The following is a 22,771-nucleotide window of genomic DNA, read 5'->3' as shown; positions in this document are numbered from 1 at the left end:
GCGTCACTCCACCACGGCGACGATCCGCCCGATCACGCCGCCGGTCTCGAGGCGTCCGACGGCGTCCGGTATTTCCTCGAAAGTCGTTGTGCTGGCGAGGATCTCCAGGTCGCCGCGTGCGATCAGGTCGAGCACCGCCAAGAAGTCGACGGGCCGGCCGCCGCGGGCACCGCGCAGCGTGACGGCCTTGAGCACCAACTCGGCGGTGGAGATCGTGGCCTCGTTGTGGCCGAGGCCCACTTGGATGACCCGCCCGCCCGGGCGCACGGCGCTGATCGCGTCGGCCGTGGTGGTCCCGAATCCCGCGAAATCTACGATCATATCGCAGCCGAACGTGGCCAGATCGCTTGCGCCCGCTACGGTTTCGAGCACGCCGCGGTGTGCGGCCAGCTCCCAGGTCTCCCGCTTGGGGTCGGCGCCGTATACCTGCGCCCCGGCCAGCACGGCGATCCGCGCGCCGGTGAGGCCGAGCCCGCCGAGCCCGACGATGCCGACGCGCTCGCCCGCGCGCAGCTTGCCCGCGCCCACCACGGCGCCGTAGGCGGTCTGGCCCGCATCGGTGGCGGTGGCGGCCTGCACGAAGTCGACCTCGTCGGGCAGCTTCGCCAGGCCGGCGACGTCACCGAGGAACTTGTCGGCGAATCCGCCGTCGATCGACCACCCGGGCGCCCGTGGCCCGCCGAACGCCGCCACCCGGTCGCCGACCTGCAGGTCGACCACACCGGGGCCGACTTCGGCGATCACGCCGGCGAGTTCGTGGCCGAGGACGAGCGGCAGCGTCGCCAGCATCGGCGTCAGCGTCCCGTCGAGGAAGCCGACATCGCTGTGGCAGATCCCGGCGGCGCGCACGTCGACGACGGCCTGCCCGGGGCCGGGGCGCGGATCGTCGCGCTCGATGCGCCGCAGTGGCTCGTTGGGGCCGGTCAGCTGCCACGCCTTCACGGGGCGCCGCCCGACCGCCGGTGCACACGGGAAGCGGCGGCGCGCAGCACGCCGCGGACCGTGTAGACGGCGGCCACCACGCACAGCAGGATCAGCAGGATGAACATCGGCAGCCAGTTGCTGCGGCTGTGGTTGACGTCCCACCAGATGACCGTGAACAGCAGGACACACAAAAGCAGCACCGCGTCGCGCCAATTGCCGCGATAGGACTGCGCCGCCGTGCGCAGCGCGCGGCTGCGGTCGACGGAGCCGATCAGGTCGTCGATGCGGGCGTCGATGGTGCGTTGCAGCTCGGCGCGTCGCTGCGTGGCCTCCGGCGGCAACCGGTCCAGGAGGTCCATGTCTTCTTTGATCGTCCCGCGGTAGTCCGGGGCCCGGAATTGCCCGGCCGCGAGGGCCAGCAATGCACCGCCGAACACGGGCGCGCTGTTGAGCGCGATCTGTCCCATACCCACTTCCGCTCCTTCTCGTGTCGGCTACCGGTTGAGTGTAGAAACGCAGCGAGGAGGTGGCGCCGATGGCCGAGCAGGACCGGCGGCGCTGGGACGAGCGGTACGCCAGGCAGGGACCGCCGTCGGCGAGCGCGGTGGGGCCGCCCGGCGTCCTGGCCCGCCATGTCTACCTGGTGCCGGTGGCGGGCCGGGCGCTCGATCTGGCCTGCGGGCCGGGACTCGGCGCGGTGTGGCTGGCCCGTCGGGGCCTGGACGTCGTGGGCTACGACGTGTCCGCGGTCGCGATCGGCCAGGCCCGCGAGCTGGCCCGGGCCGCGGGCGTCGACAACCGCTGCCGCTTCGAGGCCGTCGACCTCGACGGGGGCCTGCCGCCCGGGCCGCCCGCCGACGTCATCTTGTGCCACAAATTCCGCGACCCCCGCCTCGATCGCGCGATCGCCGGGCGCCTGGCGCCGGGCGGCCTGCTGGCGATCGCGGCGCTCAGCGAGGTCGGGGCCGCCCCGGGCCCGTTCCGTGCGGCGCCCGGCGAGCTGACCGCCGCGTTCGCCGACCTCGACGTGATCGCCGACGGTGAGGGCGGCGGCCGGGCGTGGCTGCTCGCGCGGCGGTGAATCGGTGGCGATCGACTCCGCGTCCAGATCGTCGACGAGCCCGAAAAAGCGATCTGAGTGCAGTCTCGGCGTGCTGTCACAGGCCCGAAACCCGGTAGTGTCACCGGGCATGGAGCGGCGCGTGCTCGAAGCGGTCATCTACGAACGCGAGCCGCCGATTGCGCGGATCATCCTGAACCGGGTCGACAAGGCCAACACCAAGGACGCCGTGTTGGTCACCGAGGTCGACAACTGCCTGCACGAGGCCGACCGCGACGGCGAGATCAAGGTCGTCATCCTCAAGGCCAACGGCAACGGCTTCTGCGGCGGCCATGTGGCGCGCTGGGGCCCCGACGAGAACCCGTACCCGGACTTCGGCAACACCTTCGAGGAGCTGTACAAGGGGACGGCCGACCTGTTCCTGTGGCCCACGCTGTACCTGTGGGAGTTCCCCAAGCCGACGATCTCGCAGATCCACGGCTACTGCATGGGCGGGGGGATCTACCTGGGCCTGCTGACCGACTTCTGCGTGGCCTCCGACGACGCGTATTTCCAGATGCCGCTCGCCCAGAGCCTGGGCGAACCCGGCGGGCACACCATGATCGAGCCGTGGTTGCTGATGAACTGGCACCGCACCATGGACTGGTTGCTGCTGGCGCCGACCCTGTCCGCGCAGCAGGCGCTCGACTGGGGCCTGCTCAACCGGGTGGTGCCGCGCGCCGACCTGGAAGACACCGTCGAAGAGATGGCCCACAAGATTGCCCAGATCCCGTTGACCACGCTGATGGCGGTGAAGAACAACGTCAAGCGGGCGTGGGAGCTGATGGGAATGCGGGTCCACCTCCAGGTCAGCCACATCCTGACCAACATGGTCGGCGCCGCCTCCGACGTGCAGGCGCGGCGGGCCGAGCTGATGGAATCGGGAATGAAGCCAAGGGATTTCGTCGGCCGTGACGAGACTTCTTAGCTATTTGCCGGCGGCGTGGCGGGCGGCGACGTAGCCGAACACCATCGAGTTGGCGATGCTCGCGCCCGCGCCCGGGTACGTGCGTCCCATCACCGTCGCGGTGGTGTTGCCGGTCGCGTACAGGCCCTCGATCACCAGGTCTTGTTCGTCGAGAACCTGGGCGTGTTCGTTGGTGAGCACGCCGCCGCACGTCCCGACGTCCGCGGGCAGCACCCGGGTCGCGTAGTAGGGCGCGCTGTCGAGCGGGCCGAGGGCGGCGTTGGGCCGATGGCCGGGATCGCCGAGGCAATCGTTGTAGGCCGACTGGCCGCGCCCGAAGTCGGGATCCAGCCCTTTGGCGGCGAATTGGTTGAACCGCGCGATGGTGTTCGCGAGTTCGTCGGCGGGCAGGTCGATCTGGCGGGCGAGGTCGGGGATGGAGTCGCCGCGCTTGACGGCGCCGCTCTCGACGAGCTGGGGCGGCAGGTGGCGCTTCAACGGGTTGGTGCCGGCCACGTACCGGCGCACGTAGCCGTCGTCGAAAACCATCCAGCACGGCACCGCCTTGTTGGCGTACATCGCCTTGCCGACCTCGACGTAGGAGTTCGACTCGTTGCAGAACCGCCGCCCGCTGGAGTCGACGTAGATGGCGCCCGGACGCTGCCGCCCGGAGCCGAGCGAGGCGGCCGCCGCGCCACCGTTGGCGATGAAAACCGAAGGCAGCCACCAGGCCTCGTCGAGCAGGTCGGTCTTGGCGCTCAGCCGCATCGCGGCCTGCAGCACCTCGCCGGTGTCGCCGGCGTTGGCGATCGACCACTGCGCCTCGTTGGGCTGGGCGCCGCTGTAGCGGCGGCGCATCTCCTTGTTGTGGCCGAACCCGCCCGCCGCCAGCAGGACGCCCTTGCGGGCCTGGATATTCAGCGCCGCGCCGTCCCGGGTGACGCGGGCGCCGACGACGCGGCCGTCCTCGACGACGAGATCGTCCAGCGCCGCGTTCGTCCACAGCGGCGGCTGCCCGTCGCTCAGCTCGATGAGGGCCTTGAGCATCTGGCCGATCAGCGACGAGCCGTTGGTGAGGATCTGGCGGCGGCGGGCCCTTGCGGCGGCGGTGCGCAGGAACACCTTGGTGGCCACGGCGAACGCGCGCGGCGACCGGTTGTAGTACTGCACCGAGCGCAATTCGTTGGTCAACAGCACAAACCCGTAGTTCTTGGCCAGCGGTGGCTGCACCTTGTCGCTCCAGCCGCCCAGTTCGGCGGCGTCGAACGGGACGCCCTCGATGGCGCGCCCGGATGCGTTGCCGCCCTTGTGGTTCGGGTAGTAGTCGCTCCAGCCCTCGCACCGGACGAGCCGCACGCCCTTGCGGATCAAAAAGTTCGTCATCGCATAGCCGGCGGTGAGAAACGCCTCGCGGCGCGCGGGCGAGGACGCCGCGCCGATGTCGCCGACCACGTCGGCCAGGTAGGCCAGGCCGTCCTCATGCGAGTCCGCGACGCCCTCGGCCCGCATCAGCGGGTTGTTGGGCAGCCAGACGATGCCGCCCGACAGGCCCGTGGATCCGCCGACCAGCGCCTGCTTTTCACAGATCAGCGGCTCGAGCCCGCAGTCGAGCGCAGCCAGTCCGGCGACCATGCCGCCGCCGCCGCTGCCCGCGATGAGCAGGTCCACCGAGCGATCCCACGGCGTGCTCATCGCGCCCCCAGATTCAGGTCGGCGATCGGCACGTCGATGGTGGTGTTGGTCTTCTGGATCGCCGGCACCAGCACCTCGTAGGGCAGGCCGGCGAGGAAGCCGTCGACGACGCGTTCGAAGTTGGAGATCAGGCCCTCGATCCGGCTGGACAGTCGCATGTACTCGAAACCTTTGGAGTGCAATCCCTTTTGCTGCTTGGGCAGGTTGGAGAAGTCCTGCGCGGGAATCGGGGGCCAACGCGGGTCGTCGGGCGCCATGGGCTCCGGCGGGGTGGGTTTGCCGGTGATCTGGTCCGGCGGGATGCGGGTCAGCGACCAGATCTCGAACAGCGTCTCCTCCGGTCCCAGCGGGCGGATCCGGTAGGACGACGCGCTGCTGTATTGGGGCAGCAGAAAGTAGTGCGGGAAGCAAAAATTGATGGCGTCGACGATGCCGCGCCGCTCCAAATCATTGAGGTCGGGCATGTCGCAGCCGCGGGCCCGGTGCCATCCGACGACGGCGTCGTTCAGGGCGGCGCGCCAGGCGGCCATCGCCGCGGCCGGGTCGGCCGGCAACTCCATGTTCTGCAGGCCCTCGGCGATGCGAACGTCGTTCTCGTGCACCATTCCCGCCATGCCCGCGCCGAGCGTGCGCATGAAGTACAGGTTGGCCTGGGCCAGGCCCGGCGCCCGCGACGTGTCGGGCCGCGACGACGGCAGCAGCTGCGGGTGGGTCTGCGGGACGTGGTAGCCCTCCATGAACGCGGCCGTCGCCAGCCGCCAGTTCACCGGAAGCCGGCACGCCTGCCACCATTCGACCCGCAACGACTCCACCTTCCAGGCGTCGTAGATCGACGCGAACGGCTCGAAGCAGTCCCGCAGCGGCGGGGCATCGTCGTCGAGGTTGATCCACGCGCAGCCGCCCCAGAGTTCGCAGCGGACCGAGACCAGCCGCAGGTCTTCCGGGCGCAGGTTGTGCTCGTCGAATTCCTCGGGCCGCAGCACGAAGGTGTTGCTGCCGTCCAGGCCCCAGCACCAGCCGTGGAACGGGCAGACGAAGGTGCGCCGGGATCCGTTGCCCTCCACCAGCCTTACCCCGCGATGGCGGCACGCGTTGTGGTAGGCGCGCACCGTGTCGGCGTCCACGCGCACGACGATGACGGACTCGTCGAGGATCTCGTATTCGGCGTAGTCGCCGGGCTTGGGGATCTCCTCGAGCCGGCAGGCCATCTGCCACACCCGCGGCCAGAGCAGCTCATTCTCCAGCGCGTAGAACTCGGGGTCGTAGTAGCGCTGCTTGGGGATCCGGTCGGGGGTTTGCACCGGCCACGGCACTTGCCTGACTTTCATAGCCACCTCGTTCTACACAATCCGTGACGTGCGTCCCTGCCAGTAACGCTCGCGGATGCGGCGCTTGTAAAGCTTTCCGTTCGGGTCGCGGGGCAGCTCCGGGTCGAATTCGACTGTGCGCGGGCACTTGTAGCCGGCCAGGTGTTCCCGGCAGTACGCGATGAGTTCGGCCTCCAGCTCGGGCCCCGGCCCCACGCCGGCGGCCGGTTGCACGACGGCCCTGACCTCCTCGCCGAACTCGTCGTTGGGCACGCCGAACACCGCGGCGTCGACCAGCTTGGGATGCATCACCAGCAGGTTCTCCGCCTCCTGGGGGTAGATGTTGACCCCGCCGGAGACGACCGTGAACGTCGAGCGGTCGGTCAGGTACAGGTACCCGTCCGCGTCCACGTAACCCACGTCGCCCAACGAGCGCCAGCCCCGGTCGTTGGAGACCGACGCGGTCTTGACGGGATCCTTGAAGTACTCGAATGCGGGCCCGCCCTCGAAGTACAGCTCACCGGACTGCCCGGCCGGCAGCTCCCGCCCGTCCTCGCCCACCACGTGGACCGGGGCCATGGGGCGGCCCACCGAGCCGGGATGGGCCAGCCACTCCTCGGGGCCGATCGTCGTGCCCGCGAAACCCTCGGTGCCCCCGTAATATTCGTGAATGAGCGGTCCGAACCAGTCCATCATCCGGTGCTTGACGTCCACCGGGCAGGGCGCCGCCGCGTGGATGACGCAGCGCAGGCTGGACACGTCGTAGCGCCGGCGGACGGCCTCGGGCAGCTTGAGCATCCGCACGAACATCGTCGGCACGAACTGGGCGTGGGTGACCCGGTGGGTCTCGATCAGCCGCAACACGGCCTCGGCGTCGAACTTGCGCATCAGGATCGACGCGGCCCCAACGCGGTTGACCGCCATCGTGTAGTTCACCCCGGCCGCGTGGTACAGCGGCGCGGGGGACAGGTACACGCTCGAGGGGTCCATGCCGTACTTGCGGGTCAGCGCCATCTCCAGCACCGCCTGGGCCCAGGATCCGTTGCCGTCGACGGGAAGCGGCCGCCGCACCGCCTTGGGCCGCCCGGTGGTCCCGGACGAATACAGCATCTCCGAGCCGTCCGCCACCGGTGGGGCCTCGCCGGCGGACGCCAGCGCCTCCTCGTAGGGCTGCCAACCCGCCAGGCACCCCCCGACCGCGATGTGCGCGACCACCGAAGGATTCGCGCGGCGGATGTCCGCGGCCAGGCCGGCCATCGAGGCGTCTGAAACTTCCAAGAACACGGCCTTGGCGTCCGAGTCGTCGATGACGTAGCTGACCTCCTCGGGCAGGAAGTGGGTGTTGACGGCGGTGTAGTAGAGGCCGGAAAGTTGTGCTCCCCAGGTGATTTCGAGGAACTCCGGCCGGTTGCCCAGCACCAGCGCCACCCCGTCGCCGCGGCGCAGGCCCGCCGCGTGCAGCACGGCGGCCACCCGCCGGCTGCGGGCGTAGAGTGCGCCGAACGGGATCGTGCCGCCGTCGGTGATCAGAGCCGGCGACTCTGCGGCCGCGATCGCGTGGTCGGCGATGTTCACCCGCGAGCCTAAGGTGTCGGGGTGCCGTCGGTCTGGGCGGCGGCCGCCGCCTGGCGCCGGGCCTGCTCGGACGGCAGCACCTTGTCCTTGAACACCGTCTGGATCAGCTGCTGCACGTCCTTGCTGATCGACGCGAGCGCGACGAGGTCGTTGGAGCTCTGCCAGTGCACCCGCATCCCCATCAGCTCCCAGGCCCGCTTGAGGTTGGCCTTCGTGGCCAGCAGCGTCGTCATCGGCGCCTGGGCGATGTGGCGGGCGATGGCCTCCACGCGCGCGTCCAGCTGGTCGCGCGGGACCACCTCGTTGACCAGGCCGACCTCGAGCGCCTTCTTCGCGTCGATCACCTCGGCGAGGTATAGGTAATAGGCCGCACGCCGCCAGTTCATGAAGATCCACGGCTCGATCGAGCACTCACCCGAGGGCATCCCGAAGCCCTGCAGCGGCGGGTAGGAGAAGTACGCGTCCTCGGCGGCGATGACGATGTCGGTGGTCAGCCCGTAGTGGGTGCCCCCGCCGACGCAGTAGCCGTGCACCTGCGCGATGGTCGGCTTGGAGAACTCCCACAGGTTCAGGATCGGCTTGACGAACAGGTCGGTCTGCGGTTTCCACGGGGTGCCCATGACGCCGGCGGCCTCGACGAAGGACGGGTAGTCGACGGCGTTGTTGCCGATGGCGTGCCCGGAGCAGAAGCCCTTGCCGTTGGCCTTGAGGATCAGCACCTTGATGTCGTAGTCGCGGTCGGCATCCAGCAGGGCGGCGTCGACCTCCTCGGCGAGCTTCTGGTCCTGGGCGTTGGCCTTCTCCGGCCAGTTCAGCGTGACCCTGGCGATCGGGCCCTCCTTCTCGTAGATGATTCGCTCGCGGGTCTCGCTGAGGTCCATGTGGCGCGCCTTTCTGAGTTATGAAGTGATGACGCCGATTTCGGCGCCGATGTCGTAGGTGGTCCCCACCTGTCCCGTCCACCGCACGATGCCCGAGGCGCCGGCCTCGATTTCCTGTTCCACCTTCTCGGTGGCGATCACATAGATCGGCGTGCCCGCCTCGACGCGGTCGCCGCCGTCGACGAGCAGCCCGGTGAGCTCGGCTTCCGACACGGCCACCGACACGCGCGGAATGCGAATCACGAAGTCAGCCATGCGTTCTCGCTTCTGTCAGGGTGCGCCGGGCGGCGTCGACGATGCGGGCCGGGGACGGGTAGACCTGCGCCTCGAGCGCCGCAGCCGCGGGGTTGGGGACGAACCGGGCGCCCACCCGCTGGACGGGTGCGGCCAGCTCGGAAAACAATTCGGCGTGCAGGATCGCAGCGATCTCCGCACCCGGCCCGGCGAATTGCACGGCGTCGTGCACCACCACGACCCGCCTGGTGCGCCGGGCTGATTCGAGGATGGTCTCGACGTCGAGGGGCACCAGGGTGCGCAGATCGACGACCTCGGCGCTGACGCTCTCGGTGGCCAGCGTGTCCGCGGCCGCGAGCGCGTCGTGCACGCTGCGCCCGTAGCCGATCAGCGTGACGTCGGTGCCCGGGCGCTTGATGTCGGCCTGGCCCAACGGAATCGAGAATCCGGGATCGACGGGGACCGGCCCCTTCTTGCCCTGCAGCCGGATCGTCTCGACGAACAGGCAGGGGTCGGGGTCGAAGATCGCCGCCGTCAGCAGGCCTTTGCCGTCGCGCGGGGTGGACGGCACGATCACCTTCATGCCCGGGATATGCATGAACCACGCCTCCAGGCTCTGCGAGTGCGTGGCCCCGGTCGCGAGCCCGGCGTAGACCTGGGTGCGGATGGTGATCGGCGCCGTGGTGCGCCCGGCCGTCATGAACCGCAATTTGGCGGCGTTGTTGATCAGCTGGTCGGCGGCGATGCCGATGAAGTCCATGATCATGATCTCGGCGACGGGCAGCATCCCATCGATCGCCGCCCCGATCGCGGCGCCGACGATCGCGGCCTCGGAGATGGGCGTGTCCAGGACCCGGTCGTGGCCGTACTTCGTCGACAGTCCCGCCGTCGGCCCCGAGGCGCCCGGGTCGGCGATGTCCTCGCCCAGCAGGAACACCCGGTCGTCGGCGGCCAGCGCCTGGTCGAGCGCGAGGTTCAGCGCCTCGCGCATCGTCATCTCCCTTTCGGCCATGCGATTACACCGGAAACCGGATCGGGGTCGCGTACACGTCGCGGTCGAGTTCGTCGGCCGACGCCGGATCCGCGGCCATGACGGTGCGCAGCGCGGCCTCCACCGTCGCCGTCGCCTCCTCGTCGATGCGCGCGAGCTCGTCCTCGCCGCAGATGCCGGCGTCAGCGAGGCGGCGGCGAAACCGCGGCACCGGGTCGGCGGCCAGCGCGGCGGTCAGCTGATCCTTGGGGATGTAGGGCATCCGGTCGCCGAAGTAGTGGCCGCGGAAGCGGAAGGTCACGCATTCGAGAAACGTGGGCCCGCCGCCGCCGCGGGCGCGGTCCAGCGCCTCCTCGAGCGCGGATGTGACTGCCAGCGGGTCGTTTCCGTCCACGCGCAGGCCCGGCATGCCGTAGCCGGCCGCCCGATCGGCGACGTGCTCGAGCTTCATCGTGTCCGCGGTCGGCGTCATCTCGGCGAACAGGTTGTTCTGGCAGACGAACACCAGCGGCAGGTCCCACAGCGCCGCCATGTTGGCCGCCTCGTGGAACGAGCCGGTGTTGGTAGCGCCGTCGCCGAAGCTGACCACCGTAACGCGGTCCAGGCCTTTGCGTTTGGCGGCCATCGCCAGCCCGACGGCCACCGGCGGACCGGCGCCGACGATGCCGGTGGACAGCATGACGCCCTTGTCCGGGTTGGCGATGTGCATGGTGCCGCCCTTGCCCCGGGCGGCGCCGACGGTGCGCCCCATCATCTCGCCGTAGATCTCCTCGAGCGGGACGCCCTTGCCGATCAGGTCGTGCAGCCCGCGGTAGGTCGTCACCAATTGGTCGTCGGGGCGCAGCGCCACCCCCATCGCGGCGGCGATGGCCTCCTGGCCGCGCGACGGCCAGTACACGCACATGAACTCGCCGGTGCCGATGCCCTTGGAAAGCCGGTCGTCGGCGGCCTTCATCAGGACCATCAGCTCGTAGAGGCGACGCTGCACCGCGTCGGTCATGCGCCCGACCACGGCTTGACCTTGAGGAAGCCGCCGCCGTCCACCCGCAGCTGCTGGCCGGTGATGTAGCGGGCCGCGTCGGACGCCAAGAACAGCACGGCCTCGCTGATGTCCTCGGGTTCGACGTAGGGGATGGGCATCGCCTGCACGACCGGGAAGACGGGTTCGGCGTCCGCGCGGGACGGCTCCTTCAGGTCGGGCCGGAACGCGCGGTACATCGGCGCGCTGTGCAACATGTCGGTGTTGACGTTGGTCGGATGCACCGCGTTCATCCGGATGGAGAACTTCGCCAGCGCCAGGGCGAAGTCGTTGACGTAATGCGCGGCAGCGAGTTTGGCGAACGCGTAGCCCGCACCGCCCGGCCCGCCATCTATGCCGGCGGTGTTCATCGACGACATGAACGCCGCGTTCGAGCCGATCACGATGATCGACGCGCCGGCGCCCAGGTGCTTGAGGCTCGCATGCACCAGGTTGAGCACGCCGACCAGGTCGACGTCGACGGCGTCGGCGAACGCCTGCGGCGGCAGGCCCGCGGTGAGTGGGCAGATCCCGGCGTTGGCGACCACGATGTCGAGGCCGCCGAACTCGGCCACCCCCCGGTCGACGGCGGCCGACAGGGCGACCCGGTCGCGGACGTCGGCGATCGCCGTGTACGCGCGCTGTCCCTCCTTCTCGACCAGGCGCGCCGTCTCGTCGAGGTCCTCGGGGCGGGCGAGCGGGTACTCGTTGGTCTCGATGTCGGAGCAGATGTCCACCGCGATGATGTCGGCGCCCTCGGCGGCCAACAGCCGCGCGTGCGAACGTCCCTGGCCGCGCGCGGCCCCGCTGATCACGGCTACCTTGCCGGCTACCCTGCCCATCGCGCGTCCTTTGCCCCGGTGTCTACCTGAACGACCCGCGTTGGGGCCCAAGGCGATTCGCTACCGACGCGCATCGACTGCACCGCGGATCGGGATCGGACCAAGGGTCGGCTCCATCGCATGGGCTATCAATGTCCCTTAGAGTAGCTAGAATATCTAAAATAGCAAGAAAGATGCCCGTCGAGGGGGTTTGCGTGTCCGGTGTCCTGCACGGTGTCCGCGTGGTGGAGCTGGCGTCGTGGACGTATGTGCCGTCGGCCGGGGCCGCGCTGTCCGACTGGGGCGCCGATGTCATCAAGGTCGAGGGCGTCGCCGCGGGCGACCCCGGGCGCGCGCTGGTGGTCGGCGGCTTCACCCGCGAGGCCGCCCGCCCGGACGCCGACTTCATCCTCGAGTTGGGCAACCGCGGCAAGCGCAGCATCGCCGTCGACATCAAATCCGACACGGGCCGCGCGTTGTTCGGCCGGCTGCTGGCCAATGCGGATGTGTTCCTGACCAATTGGCTACCCGGGGCGCTCGAGCGGGCCCGGCTCACCGTCGACGACATCCGCGGGTTCAACCCGAAGATCATCATCGCCCGGGGGACCGGGCTGGGGGTCCGCGGCCCGGATCGCGATCGCGGCGGGTTCGACGCCGCCACGTACCTGGCGCGCGGCGGGGTGGCGTACACGCTCACGCCGTTCGGCACCGACACGCCGGCCGTCCAGGGCCCCGGTTTCGGTGACCTGCAGGGCGGGGCGACGCTGGCCGGCGGCGTGTGCGCGGCGCTATTCCACCGGGAACGCACCGGCGAGCCGACGATCGTGGACTCCTCCCTGCTGGCCCAGGCGATGTGGTCGATCGCGCCGTCGATATCGGCGGCCGATTTCTTCGACATCGACGGCATCCCGGGCGCGCCGCCCGGGCTGGCCATCAACCCGCTGGTGAACCGCTACAAGACCAAGGACGGCAGGTGGATTCAGCTGGTCTTCCTGCAGCCCGACAAGTTCTGGGTGGGCTTCTGTGAACGCATGGGCCTGGGAGAGTTGGCCACCGACGAGCGGTTCGTGCCGTCGGCCAACCTGATCGCCAACGCCGCCGCGGCCACCGAGATCGTCGCGAACGCCTTTGCGGGCCACGACCTCGCGCACTGGCAGCGGGTGCTCGCGGACGAGCCCGGCGTGTGGGGCGCCCTCGCGACACCGCGCGAGACCCTCAACGACCCGCAGGTCGAACCCAACGGATACGTCGTCACCAACGTCGCTGACAACGGGGAGCGTTACCGCATCGTCGCCGCCCCCGTGCAATTCGACGAGACCCCGCCGGCGCCCGCGCGCGCCCCGGAACACGGGCAGCATACCGAGGAAATCCTGCTGGAGCTCGGCGTCGGCTGGGACGAGATCGCCGCGGCGAAGGACACCAGGGCGATTCTGTGAACCGTCCGGCCGGCCCGCCCTGCGTCGAACGTGCACTGATGGCGGCGTGGCGGCGATTTTTTCGACCTGAGAACACGCTCGGCGCGGCGACGTTGACGGGCCGGGAGTAGAAATGAGTTTATGGATATCGCGATTTCGACGTCGCTGCAGACCTCGTTCGAGGATGCGGTCGCACGGACCCGGGAGGCGCTCGCGCAGCAGGGCTTTGGCGTGCTCACCGAGATCGACATGAAGGCCACGCTGAAAGCCAAACTCGGGCACGACATGGAGGACTACGTGATCCTCGGGGCCTGCAACCCGCCGTTGGCGCACCGCGCCGTCGAGGCCGACCGCCAGATCGGGCTGCTGCTGCCGTGCAATGTCGTCGTCCGCGCCGACCCCGGCCGCGCCGGCACGATGCTCGTGGAAGCGATGCACCCGGGCGTGTTGGTCGAGGTCACCGGCGAGCCGCAGCTGCGCCCGGTCGCCGAGGAGGTCACCGACCGGCTGACGGCGGCGCTCGACTCGCTGTAAAGCGGTTCGCGCCGACACGATTCGGCCCCCGCGCGCGGTCGACACGGTAGGTGTTCTCCCCGACGCCCACCCGGAGGTTCCCCATGTCGTTTGTCATCGCCGCGCCTGAGTTCGTGACGGCGGTCACGGCGGGCTGGTGTCCGGCCAGAACCGGGCACCCGGGGCCCCTAGCCGACAGGCCAAGCGCCCGCGCGCCGAAACGATCCCAAAACGGTCACGGGCACATACCGATGTGGGCAGCGCTCTGGCACAACGCGTTCGGCGCGCAAATCATTGCACAGGGGCGCCTTTCGAGGAACTACGGGCGCAACGATGCGCACCGCACGGATTCTCTTCCGCTTGGCACGTGGCGGATTTCGTTCGGGCGCAACAGGAGGGATCGACAGCATGATGGCGAACTGGGTTCCAGCCCAGACTTCCTGCGGCCCGAATTCGGGCCGCATTCTCGACACCGCACGGGGCATCCTCATCGGACTTCGCCGTTGCCCGTCGCACGTCGCATTCGATGAATTGCACAGTGCCGCATTGCGCCACAAGGTGCCGGTGTTCGCGATGGCGTGGGCGCTGGTCCACCTGGCGGGCGACGGCGAGAAGACGCCCAGCTTCGGCGACGCGCAGTCCGCGGCCCGCCGCGAATGGGGCTCGCTGTTCGGCAGGTCGGCCGCGGTGAGTTGTTGACGGGAGGTTAGGACGTGGCGCGGCCGGGGTCCTGGGGGGTACCGCGGCCGCCGCCATCACCGTCTCCAGGCCGGCGCGCCGGCGGCCGCGCGCAGCGCCGCGAGGATGCTTTGCTCCTTTTCACGGAAGCGCTCGGTGGGGGCCGGCACCGAGATGGCGACCACGTTGTCGCCCGCGGCGCGTTGCGCGATGGCGGCCGCCGAGATGCCCGGGGTGTGCTCGTCACGGTCGAAAGCGACACCCGTGCGCCGGATCTCGGCGATCTCGCCGCGCAGCGCCCCGGCGACTCGGGGGCTGAATCGGGTCAGGGCGGCCTCCGCCTCGGCCTCGTCGAGGGCGGCCAGCGCCGCCTTGCCGTTGGCGGTCGACTCCAGCGGGAACCGAACCCCGACGGCTGAAACCGCCCGCAGCCGGTGCGAGGATTCGATCTGGTCTACGAACCACATCCGCTGCCCCCGCAGCACCGACAGGTCGACCGTCTCGCCCCGGGTGGCGCGCGCCACCCGCTCGATCGTCGGACGGAAGACCGACGCGATCTGCGCGGCGTCCGCCCCGCCGTAGCCGAGCAGGCGCTCGCCGAGCGAAAACCGGCCCCGCGCATCGACATTGGCCAGGCCCACCTCGACCAGGCCGACCATCAGGCGCCGCGCCGTCGACTTGGCCAGCCTGAGCCGCTCGCCGAGGTCGACCAGCCGCAGCCGTCCCGGCTCGGCCGCGATCTCGTCCAGCGCGGCGGCGGCGCGGCGCAGGACCTGGATGCCCTCGTCGCGATTGGTCGCAGAATTTTCTCCCGTGGCCGGCACACGGCCACTATAGTGTGCCGGATAGCGGACTCAAAAGACCCGTCATGCGGACCAAAGGAGTTTCCATGGGCGCGCTACCGGCCGGGCGGCATTTCTTCCGCGGCGACGACGGGTATGAGGCCGCGCGCCGCGGCACGGTGTGGCATCAACGGGTGCCCGAGCGCTATCCCGAGGTGATCGTGCAGGCCGTCGGAGTCGACGACATCGCCGCCGGCATCCGCTACGCCAAGGCCCACGGCCACCAAGTCAGCGTCGTGTCGGGCGGGCACAGCTTCGCGGCCAGCCACCTGCGCGACGGCGCCGTCCTGCTCGACCTCAGCCGCCTCGACCACGCCGAGATCGACACCGACAAGGGCCTGGCCGTCGCCGGTCCGGGCAAGGGCGGCAGCCTGCTGATGGCCGACCTGGAGGCGCAGGGGCTGTTCTTCCCCGGCGGCCACTGCAAGGGCGTCTGCCTCGGCGGCTACCTGTTGCAGGGCGGATACGGCTGGAACAGCCGGATCTACGGCCCGGCGTGCGAAAGCGTCGTCGGCCTCGACGTGGTCACCGCCGACGGAGAGCAGATCCACTGCGACGCCGACAACCACCCCGACCTGTACTGGGCCGCCCGCGGCGCCGGCCCGGGCTTCTTCGGTGTCGTCACCTCGTTTTACCTGAAGCTGTACCCGCGGCCGGGCGCCTGCGGCACCAGCGTGTACGCCTACCCGTTCGACCTGGCCGACGAGGTCTTCGCCTGGGCGCGCGAAGTCGGCGCCGAGGTAGACCCGCGCGTCGAGTTGCAGGCCGTCGCCTCGCGCGGGGAGCCCAACATGGGCATCGACGTGCCCGTCATCACGTTCGCCTCGCCCGCGTTCGCCGACTCCGAAGCCGAGGCCGAGCAGGCGCTCGCCCTGTTCGGCACCTGTCCGGTCGCCGACCAGGCGCTCGTCAAAGTCCCTTATCTGCCAACCGATTTGCCGACCTGGTACGACGTCGCGATGAGCCACTACCTTGCCGACCATCACTACGCGGTGGACAACATGTGGACGTCGGCCCCGGCCGAAGATCTGCTGCCGGGCATCCGGGCGATCCTCGACAGCCTGCCCCCGCACCCGGCGCACTTCCTGTGGCTGAACTGGGGTCCGGTGCCGCCTCGCCAAGACATGGCCTACAGCATCGAGGCCGACATCTACCTGGCGCTCTACGGCTCCTGGAAGGACCCGGCCGACGAGGCGAAGTACGCCGACTGGGCGCGCTCCCACATGTCGGCGATGTCCGACCTGGCGGTCGGCATCCAGCTCGCCGACGAGAATCTCGGTCAGCGTCCGGCCCGGTTCGCCAGCGACGAGGCCATGGCCAAGCTGGACCGGGTCCGCGCCCAATACGACCCCGACGGCCTCTTCAACAGCTGGATGGGACGAATCCGATGAGTTCCGAGCTGTATCTGGGCTACCGCGGCGACGACGCGAACACGCCGTGGGCCAAGTTCTTCAATCCCGAAATGGCACCGCTGCCACCGCATGTCGTCGAGGCGCTGCAGCACGGCCCGCAGGGCGAGCTGGCGCTGCTGGCGTTCGACGACGCCGCCGGCGTCGTCGACGAGGGATACCAGCGGACCGAGAACGGTTACGGGGTCCTCTCCGACGGCGGCTATCACGTCTCGGTCCGCACCGACATGCCCGGCGTCACCCCGGCGATGTGGACGTGGTGGTTCGGCTGGCACGGCAGCGACACCCGCCGCTACAAGCTGTGGCATCCGCGGGCGCACCTGTCCGCCGTCTGGAAGGACGGGGCGCCGGACACCCTTGGCTACGTCGGTCGCTGGTCGCTGATCAGCGAGTACATCGGCTCGTCGCAGCTCAACGGCGCCATCCAATTCGTGGCGCCGCGGGACCTGGGGTGTCCCCCCGACAGCGACGACGCCGTCGCCGTCTGCGCCCGGCTGGGCTCGAGCGACGCCCCCGTCGACGTCGGCTGGTTCATCCACCACATCCGCGCGACGCCGGCCGGGTCCGAGATGCGGTCCCGGTTCTGGATGGGCGGATCCCACGTCGCGGTCCGCAAGGCGCCCGGCATCGCGTCAAAGGCGGTGCGCCCGTTCGCGGCCCGGATACTCGGCACCCCGGAGTCCACCGCGCGCAACCTGCTGGTGCATTGCGCGCAGGAGATGAACCACCTGGCGGGCTTTTTGGCCGAGCTCTATGCCGCGTTCGGCGACGCCTAGCCGGCGCAAGTGCGACTGGGCAGCGCGGATCTCGCGGCGGAAACGTCAGGCCGAGTGCGGCGCGCCGAGCACGACGAACGCCTCGACGGCGGTGGCCTGCGCGAAGCCGTCGACCTCGACCCGCCACTCGTAAATCCCCGGCTCCAAAGGGATTCCGCCCGGGATATTGAGGGTCAGCGGCATGCGGACCGCGGTCCCGTGGATCGCGCCGGGCGGGCGACCCGCCTCGGCCGACGCCTCGAAGGAGATCTTCTGGGCACCCTGCGCGCCCATCACCACCACCGGCTCGCCGTCGGTGGTCAACAGCTGGCAGGTCAGCTTGTGCGGTTCGTTGGTCTCGTCCCAGTCGATGTCCAGGAAAAGCACCAAAGCGAAAGGGGGCGTGGGCGTTTGGCATTGTCGCCAGCCGAGCCCGAGCGCGTGGACCTTTCCGGACTGGGCGTCGGCCTGCGCCGCGTCCGCGAGAAACAGGCTGATTTTCATTGCCGTCGCCTCACGACATCCACCGGATCCTTCCCCCGCCTCGTGTCCGGAGGATCATACCTTCGCGCGCCGCGGCCGGCGCGGCGGCCCCGCGTGGGCCAGGTTGGGGCGACGAATAAGCATGTGCGGCAATGCCATTCGCTTCGTCTTTGACTCTGCGCCGATGGCGAGGCCCACTCGGCTTTCGCTGCGTGGGCGCAGAGTCGACGTCCGCGGTCAAGTCCCCGGCGGTAGCTGCCGCGGCCCCTCGGGCGCGCGCAGCTCGGAAGCCGCGTCGGCCCCGGGCAGCTCCGGCTCGCGGTCGCGGCCCGCCACCGCCCGCGCCGACGGGCGATGCCGGTGGCCCGTGATCGGGTGCCGGGTCGCGCGAGCGCGCCCCTCGCGCGCGGCCGTCCCCCGGCCGGCCCCGGGAGTATCGACGCCGGTGCCCTCCGACTCGACGGTCACCCGGCGGGTGCGCCTGAGCGAAAACCTGATCGCGTAGTCCTCTTCGAAGACCTCCTCGAAGACCGACCGCAGCGGCTGGGTCGTGTTGTCGATCACCCGCGCCACGAACGGCGGCACCAGCGGGCGGATCCAGCGGGCCGCCGCCATGGTGGCAGTGGGTATCGAGGGGAGCAGCGGCGTCGCGCGCTCCTCGCGCGGCTGGACCTCGCCCGCCGGCTCGACCGGTGCGGGCAGGTTCGCGGGCGGCTCGGGTTCCGCGACGCCTTCGGGCGCCGCGGCGAGGGCGCGGCTGGCCGCCTCCGCCTCCGCCGCGATCGGCAGGAAAATATCGTCGTCGTCGGCCGGCGGCCGCTGCGACGGGGTGCGCACCGGGGCCTCGAGGGCGTCGGCCACCCGTCGGCGGTGGTGTTCGCGGTCGATCTCGGTCTGCGCCTCGATGGCAAGCCGCGCCTGCGTGAGTTGGTGTTCGGCCCACATGATTTCGGCCTCGCGGCGAACCTCGGCGCGCTTGATCGCGATCGCGGTGTCGGCCTCGAGTTCGGCGCGCTCGCGGTCCGCGCGGGCCGTGGCATGGCGGTCGTGGCTGGTCTCGCCGCGCCAGCGCCGCAGGATCAGTGGCAGCAGGTAGAGCAGGGCGCACAACGCGATCGTCGCCAGCCGCAGCGCCAGCGCGCCCGCGTCGGCGAGCGTGAGGTCGTTCATCGCGACCCAGCGCGCGCCGAGGCCCCGGCCGGCGGCGTCGTCGGCGACCGCGGCCTGGCGCGCCTGGGCCACGGCGCGCTCCTGGCGCGCGACGGCGGCGTCCAACTCGGGCGCCCGGCGGTCCCGCACCGCCAGCGCGTCGTCCAGCTCGTGGCGCGCGTCGGCGAGCAGCTCGTTCGCGGTGCGCGATTCGGGACCGGCGCCGGGTACGCCGGTGATTCTGGTCTGCGGGCAGGGCGGGGTGGGGTGGTACTCGCAGCGCGCGATGACCAACGCCTGGTCCCGGTGCTCGCGGGCCACTTCGACGGCGCGGTCGAGCGCACCGCGCGCGTCCCTGGCCTGCTGCAGGGTCGCCGACGCGTGCGCGACGGCCGGCGCCGAGTCGGCGGTGCGCACGGCCCGTTCGTCGAGGCGGCGCTCGATCGGCCCGGCGAAGATGACGAGCGCGGCGAGCTCACCCACCGCGACGCCGACAGCGACCGCGACGGCCGCGCGGCCGGCGATGGCGGGCCGGCCCCGGTCGGGGTCGCTTGCGGTGCCACGCGTCACCGCGCCCACCAGCAGCCCGACGACGAGCGCCGGCCCGGCGACCGCGAGCAACGGCCACCGATAGGCCTCGTGCACGGCCAGGCCCGCGACCACGCACGCCAGCAGGGCTCCGATCACCACGACCGCCCCGGCGGCGCGGGCGCGCGGACGCGGCTCAGCAGTTTGTTGGGCGGACATCAGTCAAAAACACCTCCCCAATCGTCAAGCCTCCCAGGCCGGCGGCCGACACACCGAATCGAAACGGCCCGCGTGTGGCGTGGTTCACAACGCACTGGTGGCGCGCGCCGGGGCGCGGGGCCGAATTGCCGCGACGCGAGCGGATCAGCGATTGTTCCGGCTGGGGACGTGAGACGGTATAAGCCTATGCAAAACCACGACTACGTCAGCTACGAGGAGTTCGGCCGCCGGTTCTTCGAGGTCGCGGTGACGCCGGAGCGCGTCGCCGCCGCGCTCGCCGACATCGCGGGCAACGAGTTCGCCATGGAGCCCATCGCCCAGGGCCCGGGCGGGATCGCCAAGGTCAGCGCCAACGTCAAGATCCAGGATCCCAAGGTGACCCGGCGGCTGGGCGACGACATCACATTCGTCATCCACATCCCGCTGTCGATCGACCTGCTGCTGGACCTGCGGCTGGACAAGCAGCAATTCGTGGTCTCCGGCGACATCGCGCTGCGCGCGACCGCCCGGGCCGCCGAGCCGCTGCTGCTGATCGTCGACGTCGCCAAGCCGCGGCCGTCGGACATCACCGTCAACGTGTCGTCGAAGTCGTTCCGCGGCGAGGTGCTGCGCATCCTGGCGGGCGTCGACGGCGAGATCCGCCGCTTCATCGCGGCCTACGTCGCCGACGAGATCGACTCCCCGCAGTCGCAGGCCGCGCAGGTCATAGACGTGGCCCACCAGCTGCAGGAGGTTTGGCCCTAGCGGGCCCCACACATCCGGGTTTTACGGTTCGCCGCGGCCGGGTATGCGGTACGCCGTGGCACGAGTAGATGTTTCGATGGCGTCGGATGTGGACCCGGAAACCGCGTGGAAGCTCGCATCCGACCTGCGCCGGTTCGACGAGTGGATGACGATTTTCGGCGGCTGGCGCGGACCGGTCCCGTCGACGATCGAGAAGGGCACCTGCGTCTCGTCGTGCATCAAGGTCAAAGGCTTCCGCAACATCATCCACTGGGAAGTCACCCGCTACGACGAGCCGAAATCGATTGAGCTGCAAGGCCGCGGCCGCGGCGGAATCCGGATCGGAGTCGCGATGACCGTTTCCGGCACCGACTCCGGATCGAATCTTCACCTGACCGCCGACCTGAAGGGCGGCCTGCTCGGCGGGCCGGTCGGGGGGCTGGTCGCCCGGGTCCTGCGCTCCGACGTGCGCAAGTCGGTGAACAACCTCGCGTCGTTGCGCTAGCGAATCACCTAGCGGGCCAACGCCGTTCGGCGTCTCGGATTCGCCTGCGGTCCATCGCAAGCCACGCCAGCCCGCCGCCGAACGCCAGCAGGCCCACGATTGCCGCGGCCACGCCGCCGCCGGCCGCCCCGAGCGCGAAGTTGGCCGCGCACACCACGAACGCCACCACGGCAGCCGCCACCACGACGAGCCCCGGCGACCACGTCGACTCCCGATGGTGATGCGCGATCTGCCGTGCCATGAGCGTCTCCTCAGATCCTCAGGTGTTGCTTTCGGGGTTCGCCGCTCACTGGCGGCTACCCGAAACACCCTCGGCGGAAACGATTTAGGCGCGTTCCCGGGGCGCTACAGTGTCTGGTGCCGCCCGAAATACTTGTGGTCCTCGCTGTAGCCGCCGTAACCGCTGCCGATGTCGCGGTAGTCGGCGACGAACTCGATCCCCTTGATCCACTTCACCAGCTTGAAGCCGTGCTGCAGCTCGTTGCGCAGCCGCAGCGGCCTGCCGTGCATATAGGGCAGTTGTTGGTCGTTCATGTTGTAGGCCAGCATCGTCATGTGGTTGTGCATCTGGCCGATGTGATGGGCGTTGTAGTAAATGCCCCCCGTGGCGCCCAGACCCATCGAATAGAACACCGCCCATTTCGCCTCGGGCAGCGGTTTGACGATGTCCATGATCGTCTGCATCTGCACGCCACCCCATTTGGCGACGCCGGACCAGGCCTGGATGCAGAAATGCTGGCTGATCTGCTCGTGGTAGGGCAGCGCCATCAAATCTTCGAGCGAGAACTCCATCGGATGCTCGACGAGGCCGTAGACCTTCAGCCGCCAGTCCTTGAAGTCGTCGCGCTCGAGTTCCTTATACTCGACGGTCTCCGGCAGGCGCCCGTTGCGCCAGTGGTGCGGCGAGATGTCCTCTTCGGTGAAGGCGCCGGGCTTGGGGTTCAGCTGCTCGAGCAACCGCTGCAACGGACCCACGAGAGCGTATCCGACCCGCTGAATCACCCGCGGGTGCTTGATGGTGAACGGGGTGGCCCACACCCAGGCGATGGCCGTCAGCACCATGGCCAGCGAGAAAATGCCGAAGCCGATCCAGCTGTCGTCGTCCCGGCTGGCGAACATGTGGTTGAGATTCCGCAGCGCCTCGGTCGTGAAAACCATCGTCACGTGCACCACGATGAAGAACAGGAAGTACACGAGCACCAGGAAGTGCAACGAGCGTGCGTGCTGAATGCTCAGGCGCTTGCTCAGCCAGTGGACGCGCTGCGACAGCGCAGGCGACATCCCAAGGCCCGTGATCAGCGCGGCCGGGGCGGCGATGAAAACGGTGGCGAAGTACGCCAGCAGTTGCATCCCGTTGTAGGCGACCCAGCCGTTATCGATCGGCCAGTCCAGTGACATGTACTGGATCGCGACGGACGCGGCATTGGGGAAGACGTCCCAGCTGGTCGGCACGATGTGGCGCCACTGTCCGGTGGCGAACAGCAGGACATAGAACACCGCCCCGTTGAGCAGCCACAACGTATCGATGCCGAGATGCCACCACCGGGCCAGCCCGATGGAGTGCCGGAATCCGGGCAGGCCCAGTTGCGGCGGCAGGGCGACGGTGTCGGCGTTGGCGGTCCAGAGCTCGTCATCGGGCACCGGCGGGCCGACGCGCAGCCACTCGTCCTTACCGGGGGTGGCGTTGCGGCTGAAGTAGAGCCGGGGGTGATCGCAGAGAATCTGGATCCCCGACCTGATGATGAACATCATCATGAAAAGGTTGAAGAAGTGCGTCCAGCCAACCCAGGCCGGCAGGCCCGCGGGGACGCCGGTGCTGTCGGTGCCGGGGTAGCGCTGAATGAACGACTGCACCGCCGGCACACTGTGCAGACCCTTGCCGATCGCCACCGACGCGATCAGCGCGGCGAAGCCGATCGGGATCAACCACAGCAGGTTGAACCAGCGGTCGCGCCCGATGCGCAGCTTCGGGGCGGTCGCCCGCCTGGTGAGATCGAAGCCGCCACCGTAATGCTCGACATCGATGGTGTCGTGGGCGGTATGGATCTCGTCGCGGAACCCCGGATCGGAGGTTAGCGGCGTACCCACCGCCAACGTCGAGAT

General features: G+C 69.8%; 24 protein-coding genes. 9 read left to right on the top strand and 15 right to left on the bottom strand.

What is annotated here, in order from left to right; translation table 11 throughout:
• Nucleotides 1-3 precede the first annotated feature (3 nt).
• Entirely contained in the window at nt 4-942 is a 939-nt protein-coding gene (locus AC5Y43_RS08350; RefSeq protein WP_499971310.1) for a zinc-binding dehydrogenase, read from the bottom strand.
• Nucleotides 939-1,391: a hypothetical protein gene (locus tag AC5Y43_RS08345; protein WP_499971308.1), complete on the bottom strand. Its 453-nt coding sequence runs from the start codon at nt 1,389-1,391 to the stop codon at nt 939-941. Before AC5Y43_RS08345 ends, AC5Y43_RS08350 begins: the two co-directional genes overlap by 4 nt.
• Nucleotides 1,392-1,459: 68 nt before the next feature.
• On the opposite strand from AC5Y43_RS08345, the gene AC5Y43_RS08340 reads away from it, so the two are divergent.
• Both AC5Y43_RS08340 and AC5Y43_RS08335 read left to right on the top strand, forming a co-directional pair.
• Complete coding sequence (locus AC5Y43_RS08340) at nt 1,460-2,005, top strand: class I SAM-dependent methyltransferase (protein ID WP_499971306.1); 546 nt, start codon at nt 1,460-1,462, stop codon at nt 2,003-2,005.
• Between the two features lie 109 nt (nt 2,006-2,114).
• Complete coding sequence (locus AC5Y43_RS08335) at nt 2,115-2,951, top strand: enoyl-CoA hydratase-related protein (RefSeq protein WP_499971304.1); 837 nt, start codon at nt 2,115-2,117, stop codon at nt 2,949-2,951.
• Here the strand turns inward: AC5Y43_RS08335 and AC5Y43_RS08330 are convergent, their stop codons facing one another.
• The 8 genes from AC5Y43_RS08330 to AC5Y43_RS08295 are packed head-to-tail and all read right to left on the bottom strand — an operon-like array spanning nt 2,952 to nt 11,470.
• Complete coding sequence (locus AC5Y43_RS08330; protein WP_499971302.1) at nt 2,952-4,622, bottom strand: FAD-binding protein; 1,671 nt, start codon at nt 4,620-4,622, stop codon at nt 2,952-2,954. It lies immediately after the preceding gene.
• The gene (locus AC5Y43_RS08325) at nt 4,619-5,950 is read right to left on the bottom strand and encodes an aromatic ring-hydroxylating oxygenase subunit alpha (RefSeq protein ID WP_499971298.1); all 1,332 of its coding nucleotides are present in this window, start codon (nt 5,948-5,950) and stop codon (nt 4,619-4,621) included. Before AC5Y43_RS08325 ends, AC5Y43_RS08330 begins: the two co-directional genes overlap by 4 nt.
• Nucleotides 5,951-5,962: 12 nt before the next feature.
• Nucleotides 5,963-7,504 carry an acyl-CoA synthetase gene (locus AC5Y43_RS08320; RefSeq protein ID WP_499971296.1) on the bottom strand — a complete coding sequence of 514 codons (1,542 nt, stop codon included), beginning with the start codon at nt 7,502-7,504 and terminating at the stop codon, nt 5,963-5,965.
• Nucleotides 7,505-7,512: 8 nt separating this feature from the next.
• A complete protein-coding gene (locus AC5Y43_RS08315; RefSeq protein WP_499971293.1) occupies nt 7,513-8,385 on the bottom strand; it encodes an enoyl-CoA hydratase-related protein in 873 nt (290 codons plus the stop codon).
• Nucleotides 8,386-8,403: 18 nt separating this feature from the next.
• Nucleotides 8,404-8,640 (bottom strand): lipoyl domain-containing protein, encoded by a 237-nt coding sequence (locus tag AC5Y43_RS08310; protein WP_499971291.1) that lies wholly within the window; start codon nt 8,638-8,640, stop codon nt 8,404-8,406.
• Nucleotides 8,633-9,631 carry an alpha-ketoacid dehydrogenase subunit beta gene (locus AC5Y43_RS08305; RefSeq protein ID WP_499971289.1) on the bottom strand — a complete coding sequence of 333 codons (999 nt, stop codon included), beginning with the start codon at nt 9,629-9,631 and terminating at the stop codon, nt 8,633-8,635. Before AC5Y43_RS08305 ends, AC5Y43_RS08310 begins: the two co-directional genes overlap by 8 nt.
• A 4-nt stretch (nt 9,632-9,635) precedes the next feature.
• On the bottom strand, nt 9,636-10,610 hold the full coding sequence (locus tag AC5Y43_RS08300) for a thiamine pyrophosphate-dependent dehydrogenase E1 component subunit alpha (RefSeq protein ID WP_499971554.1): 975 nt from the start codon (nt 10,608-10,610) through the stop codon (nt 9,636-9,638).
• Complete coding sequence (locus AC5Y43_RS08295; RefSeq protein WP_499971286.1) at nt 10,607-11,470, bottom strand: mycofactocin-coupled SDR family oxidoreductase; 864 nt, start codon at nt 11,468-11,470, stop codon at nt 10,607-10,609. The genes AC5Y43_RS08300 and AC5Y43_RS08295 overlap by 4 nt, the downstream gene beginning before the upstream one ends.
• A 173-nt stretch (nt 11,471-11,643) precedes the next feature.
• On the opposite strand from AC5Y43_RS08295, the gene AC5Y43_RS08290 reads away from it, so the two are divergent.
• From AC5Y43_RS08290 to AC5Y43_RS08280, 3 genes are all read left to right on the top strand, one after another.
• Nucleotides 11,644-12,885 (top strand): CaiB/BaiF CoA transferase family protein, encoded by a 1,242-nt coding sequence (locus AC5Y43_RS08290; protein ID WP_499971284.1) that lies wholly within the window; start codon nt 11,644-11,646, stop codon nt 12,883-12,885.
• A 120-nt stretch (nt 12,886-13,005) separates the two neighbouring features.
• A complete protein-coding gene (locus tag AC5Y43_RS08285; RefSeq protein WP_499971282.1) occupies nt 13,006-13,398 on the top strand; it encodes a DUF302 domain-containing protein in 393 nt (130 codons plus the stop codon).
• Nucleotides 13,399-13,785: 387 nt separating this feature from the next.
• Complete coding sequence (locus tag AC5Y43_RS08280) at nt 13,786-14,076, top strand: ANTAR domain-containing protein (protein WP_499971553.1); 291 nt, start codon at nt 13,786-13,788, stop codon at nt 14,074-14,076.
• A 56-nt stretch (nt 14,077-14,132) separates the two neighbouring features.
• Here AC5Y43_RS08280 and AC5Y43_RS08275 read toward each other — a convergent pair whose 3' ends face one another.
• Nucleotides 14,133-14,879 carry an IclR family transcriptional regulator gene (locus tag AC5Y43_RS08275; RefSeq protein WP_499971280.1) on the bottom strand — a complete coding sequence of 249 codons (747 nt, stop codon included), beginning with the start codon at nt 14,877-14,879 and terminating at the stop codon, nt 14,133-14,135.
• A 65-nt stretch (nt 14,880-14,944) separates the two neighbouring features.
• Between AC5Y43_RS08275 and AC5Y43_RS08270 the strand changes: the two genes are divergently transcribed.
• Both AC5Y43_RS08270 and AC5Y43_RS08265 read left to right on the top strand, forming a co-directional pair.
• A complete protein-coding gene (locus tag AC5Y43_RS08270) occupies nt 14,945-16,288 on the top strand; it encodes an FAD-binding oxidoreductase (protein WP_499971278.1) in 1,344 nt (447 codons plus the stop codon).
• Nucleotides 16,285-17,082, top strand: a complete 798-nt coding sequence (locus AC5Y43_RS08265) for a DAPG hydrolase family protein (protein WP_499971276.1) — start codon at nt 16,285-16,287, stop codon at nt 17,080-17,082. The genes AC5Y43_RS08270 and AC5Y43_RS08265 overlap by 4 nt, the downstream gene beginning before the upstream one ends.
• Before the next feature lie 45 nt (nt 17,083-17,127).
• Here the strand turns inward: AC5Y43_RS08265 and AC5Y43_RS08260 are convergent, their stop codons facing one another.
• Together AC5Y43_RS08260 and AC5Y43_RS08255 are read right to left on the bottom strand one after the other, a co-directional pair.
• Nucleotides 17,128-17,565: a DUF6941 family protein gene (locus AC5Y43_RS08260; protein WP_499971273.1), complete on the bottom strand. Its 438-nt coding sequence runs from the start codon at nt 17,563-17,565 to the stop codon at nt 17,128-17,130.
• A 216-nt stretch (nt 17,566-17,781) separates the two neighbouring features.
• Nucleotides 17,782-19,440, bottom strand: a complete 1,659-nt coding sequence (locus AC5Y43_RS08255) for a DUF4407 domain-containing protein (RefSeq protein WP_499971271.1) — start codon at nt 19,438-19,440, stop codon at nt 17,782-17,784.
• Nucleotides 19,441-19,626: 186 nt separating this feature from the next.
• On the opposite strand from AC5Y43_RS08255, the gene AC5Y43_RS08250 reads away from it, so the two are divergent.
• Together AC5Y43_RS08250 and AC5Y43_RS08245 are read left to right on the top strand one after the other, a co-directional pair.
• The gene (locus tag AC5Y43_RS08250) at nt 19,627-20,184 is read left to right on the top strand and encodes a hypothetical protein (protein ID WP_499971268.1); all 558 of its coding nucleotides are present in this window, start codon (nt 19,627-19,629) and stop codon (nt 20,182-20,184) included.
• Nucleotides 20,185-20,239: 55 nt separating this feature from the next.
• On the top strand, nt 20,240-20,668 hold the full coding sequence (locus tag AC5Y43_RS08245; protein WP_499971266.1) for a type II toxin-antitoxin system Rv0910 family toxin: 429 nt from the start codon (nt 20,240-20,242) through the stop codon (nt 20,666-20,668).
• A 4-nt stretch (nt 20,669-20,672) separates the two neighbouring features.
• On the opposite strand, the gene AC5Y43_RS08240 is transcribed toward AC5Y43_RS08245, so the two are convergent.
• The gene (locus AC5Y43_RS08240) at nt 20,673-20,909 is read right to left on the bottom strand and encodes a LapA family protein (protein ID WP_499971264.1); all 237 of its coding nucleotides are present in this window, start codon (nt 20,907-20,909) and stop codon (nt 20,673-20,675) included.
• 104 nt (nt 20,910-21,013) lie between these two features.
• The gene (locus AC5Y43_RS08235; protein ID WP_499971552.1) at nt 21,014-22,756 is read right to left on the bottom strand and encodes a molybdopterin-dependent oxidoreductase; all 1,743 of its coding nucleotides are present in this window, start codon (nt 22,754-22,756) and stop codon (nt 21,014-21,016) included.
• Nucleotides 22,757-22,771 lie beyond the last annotated feature (15 nt).

The organism is Mycobacterium sp. NGS57 (assembly GCF_059812405.1).
This window is presented reverse-complemented; position numbering and strand designations above follow the sequence as displayed.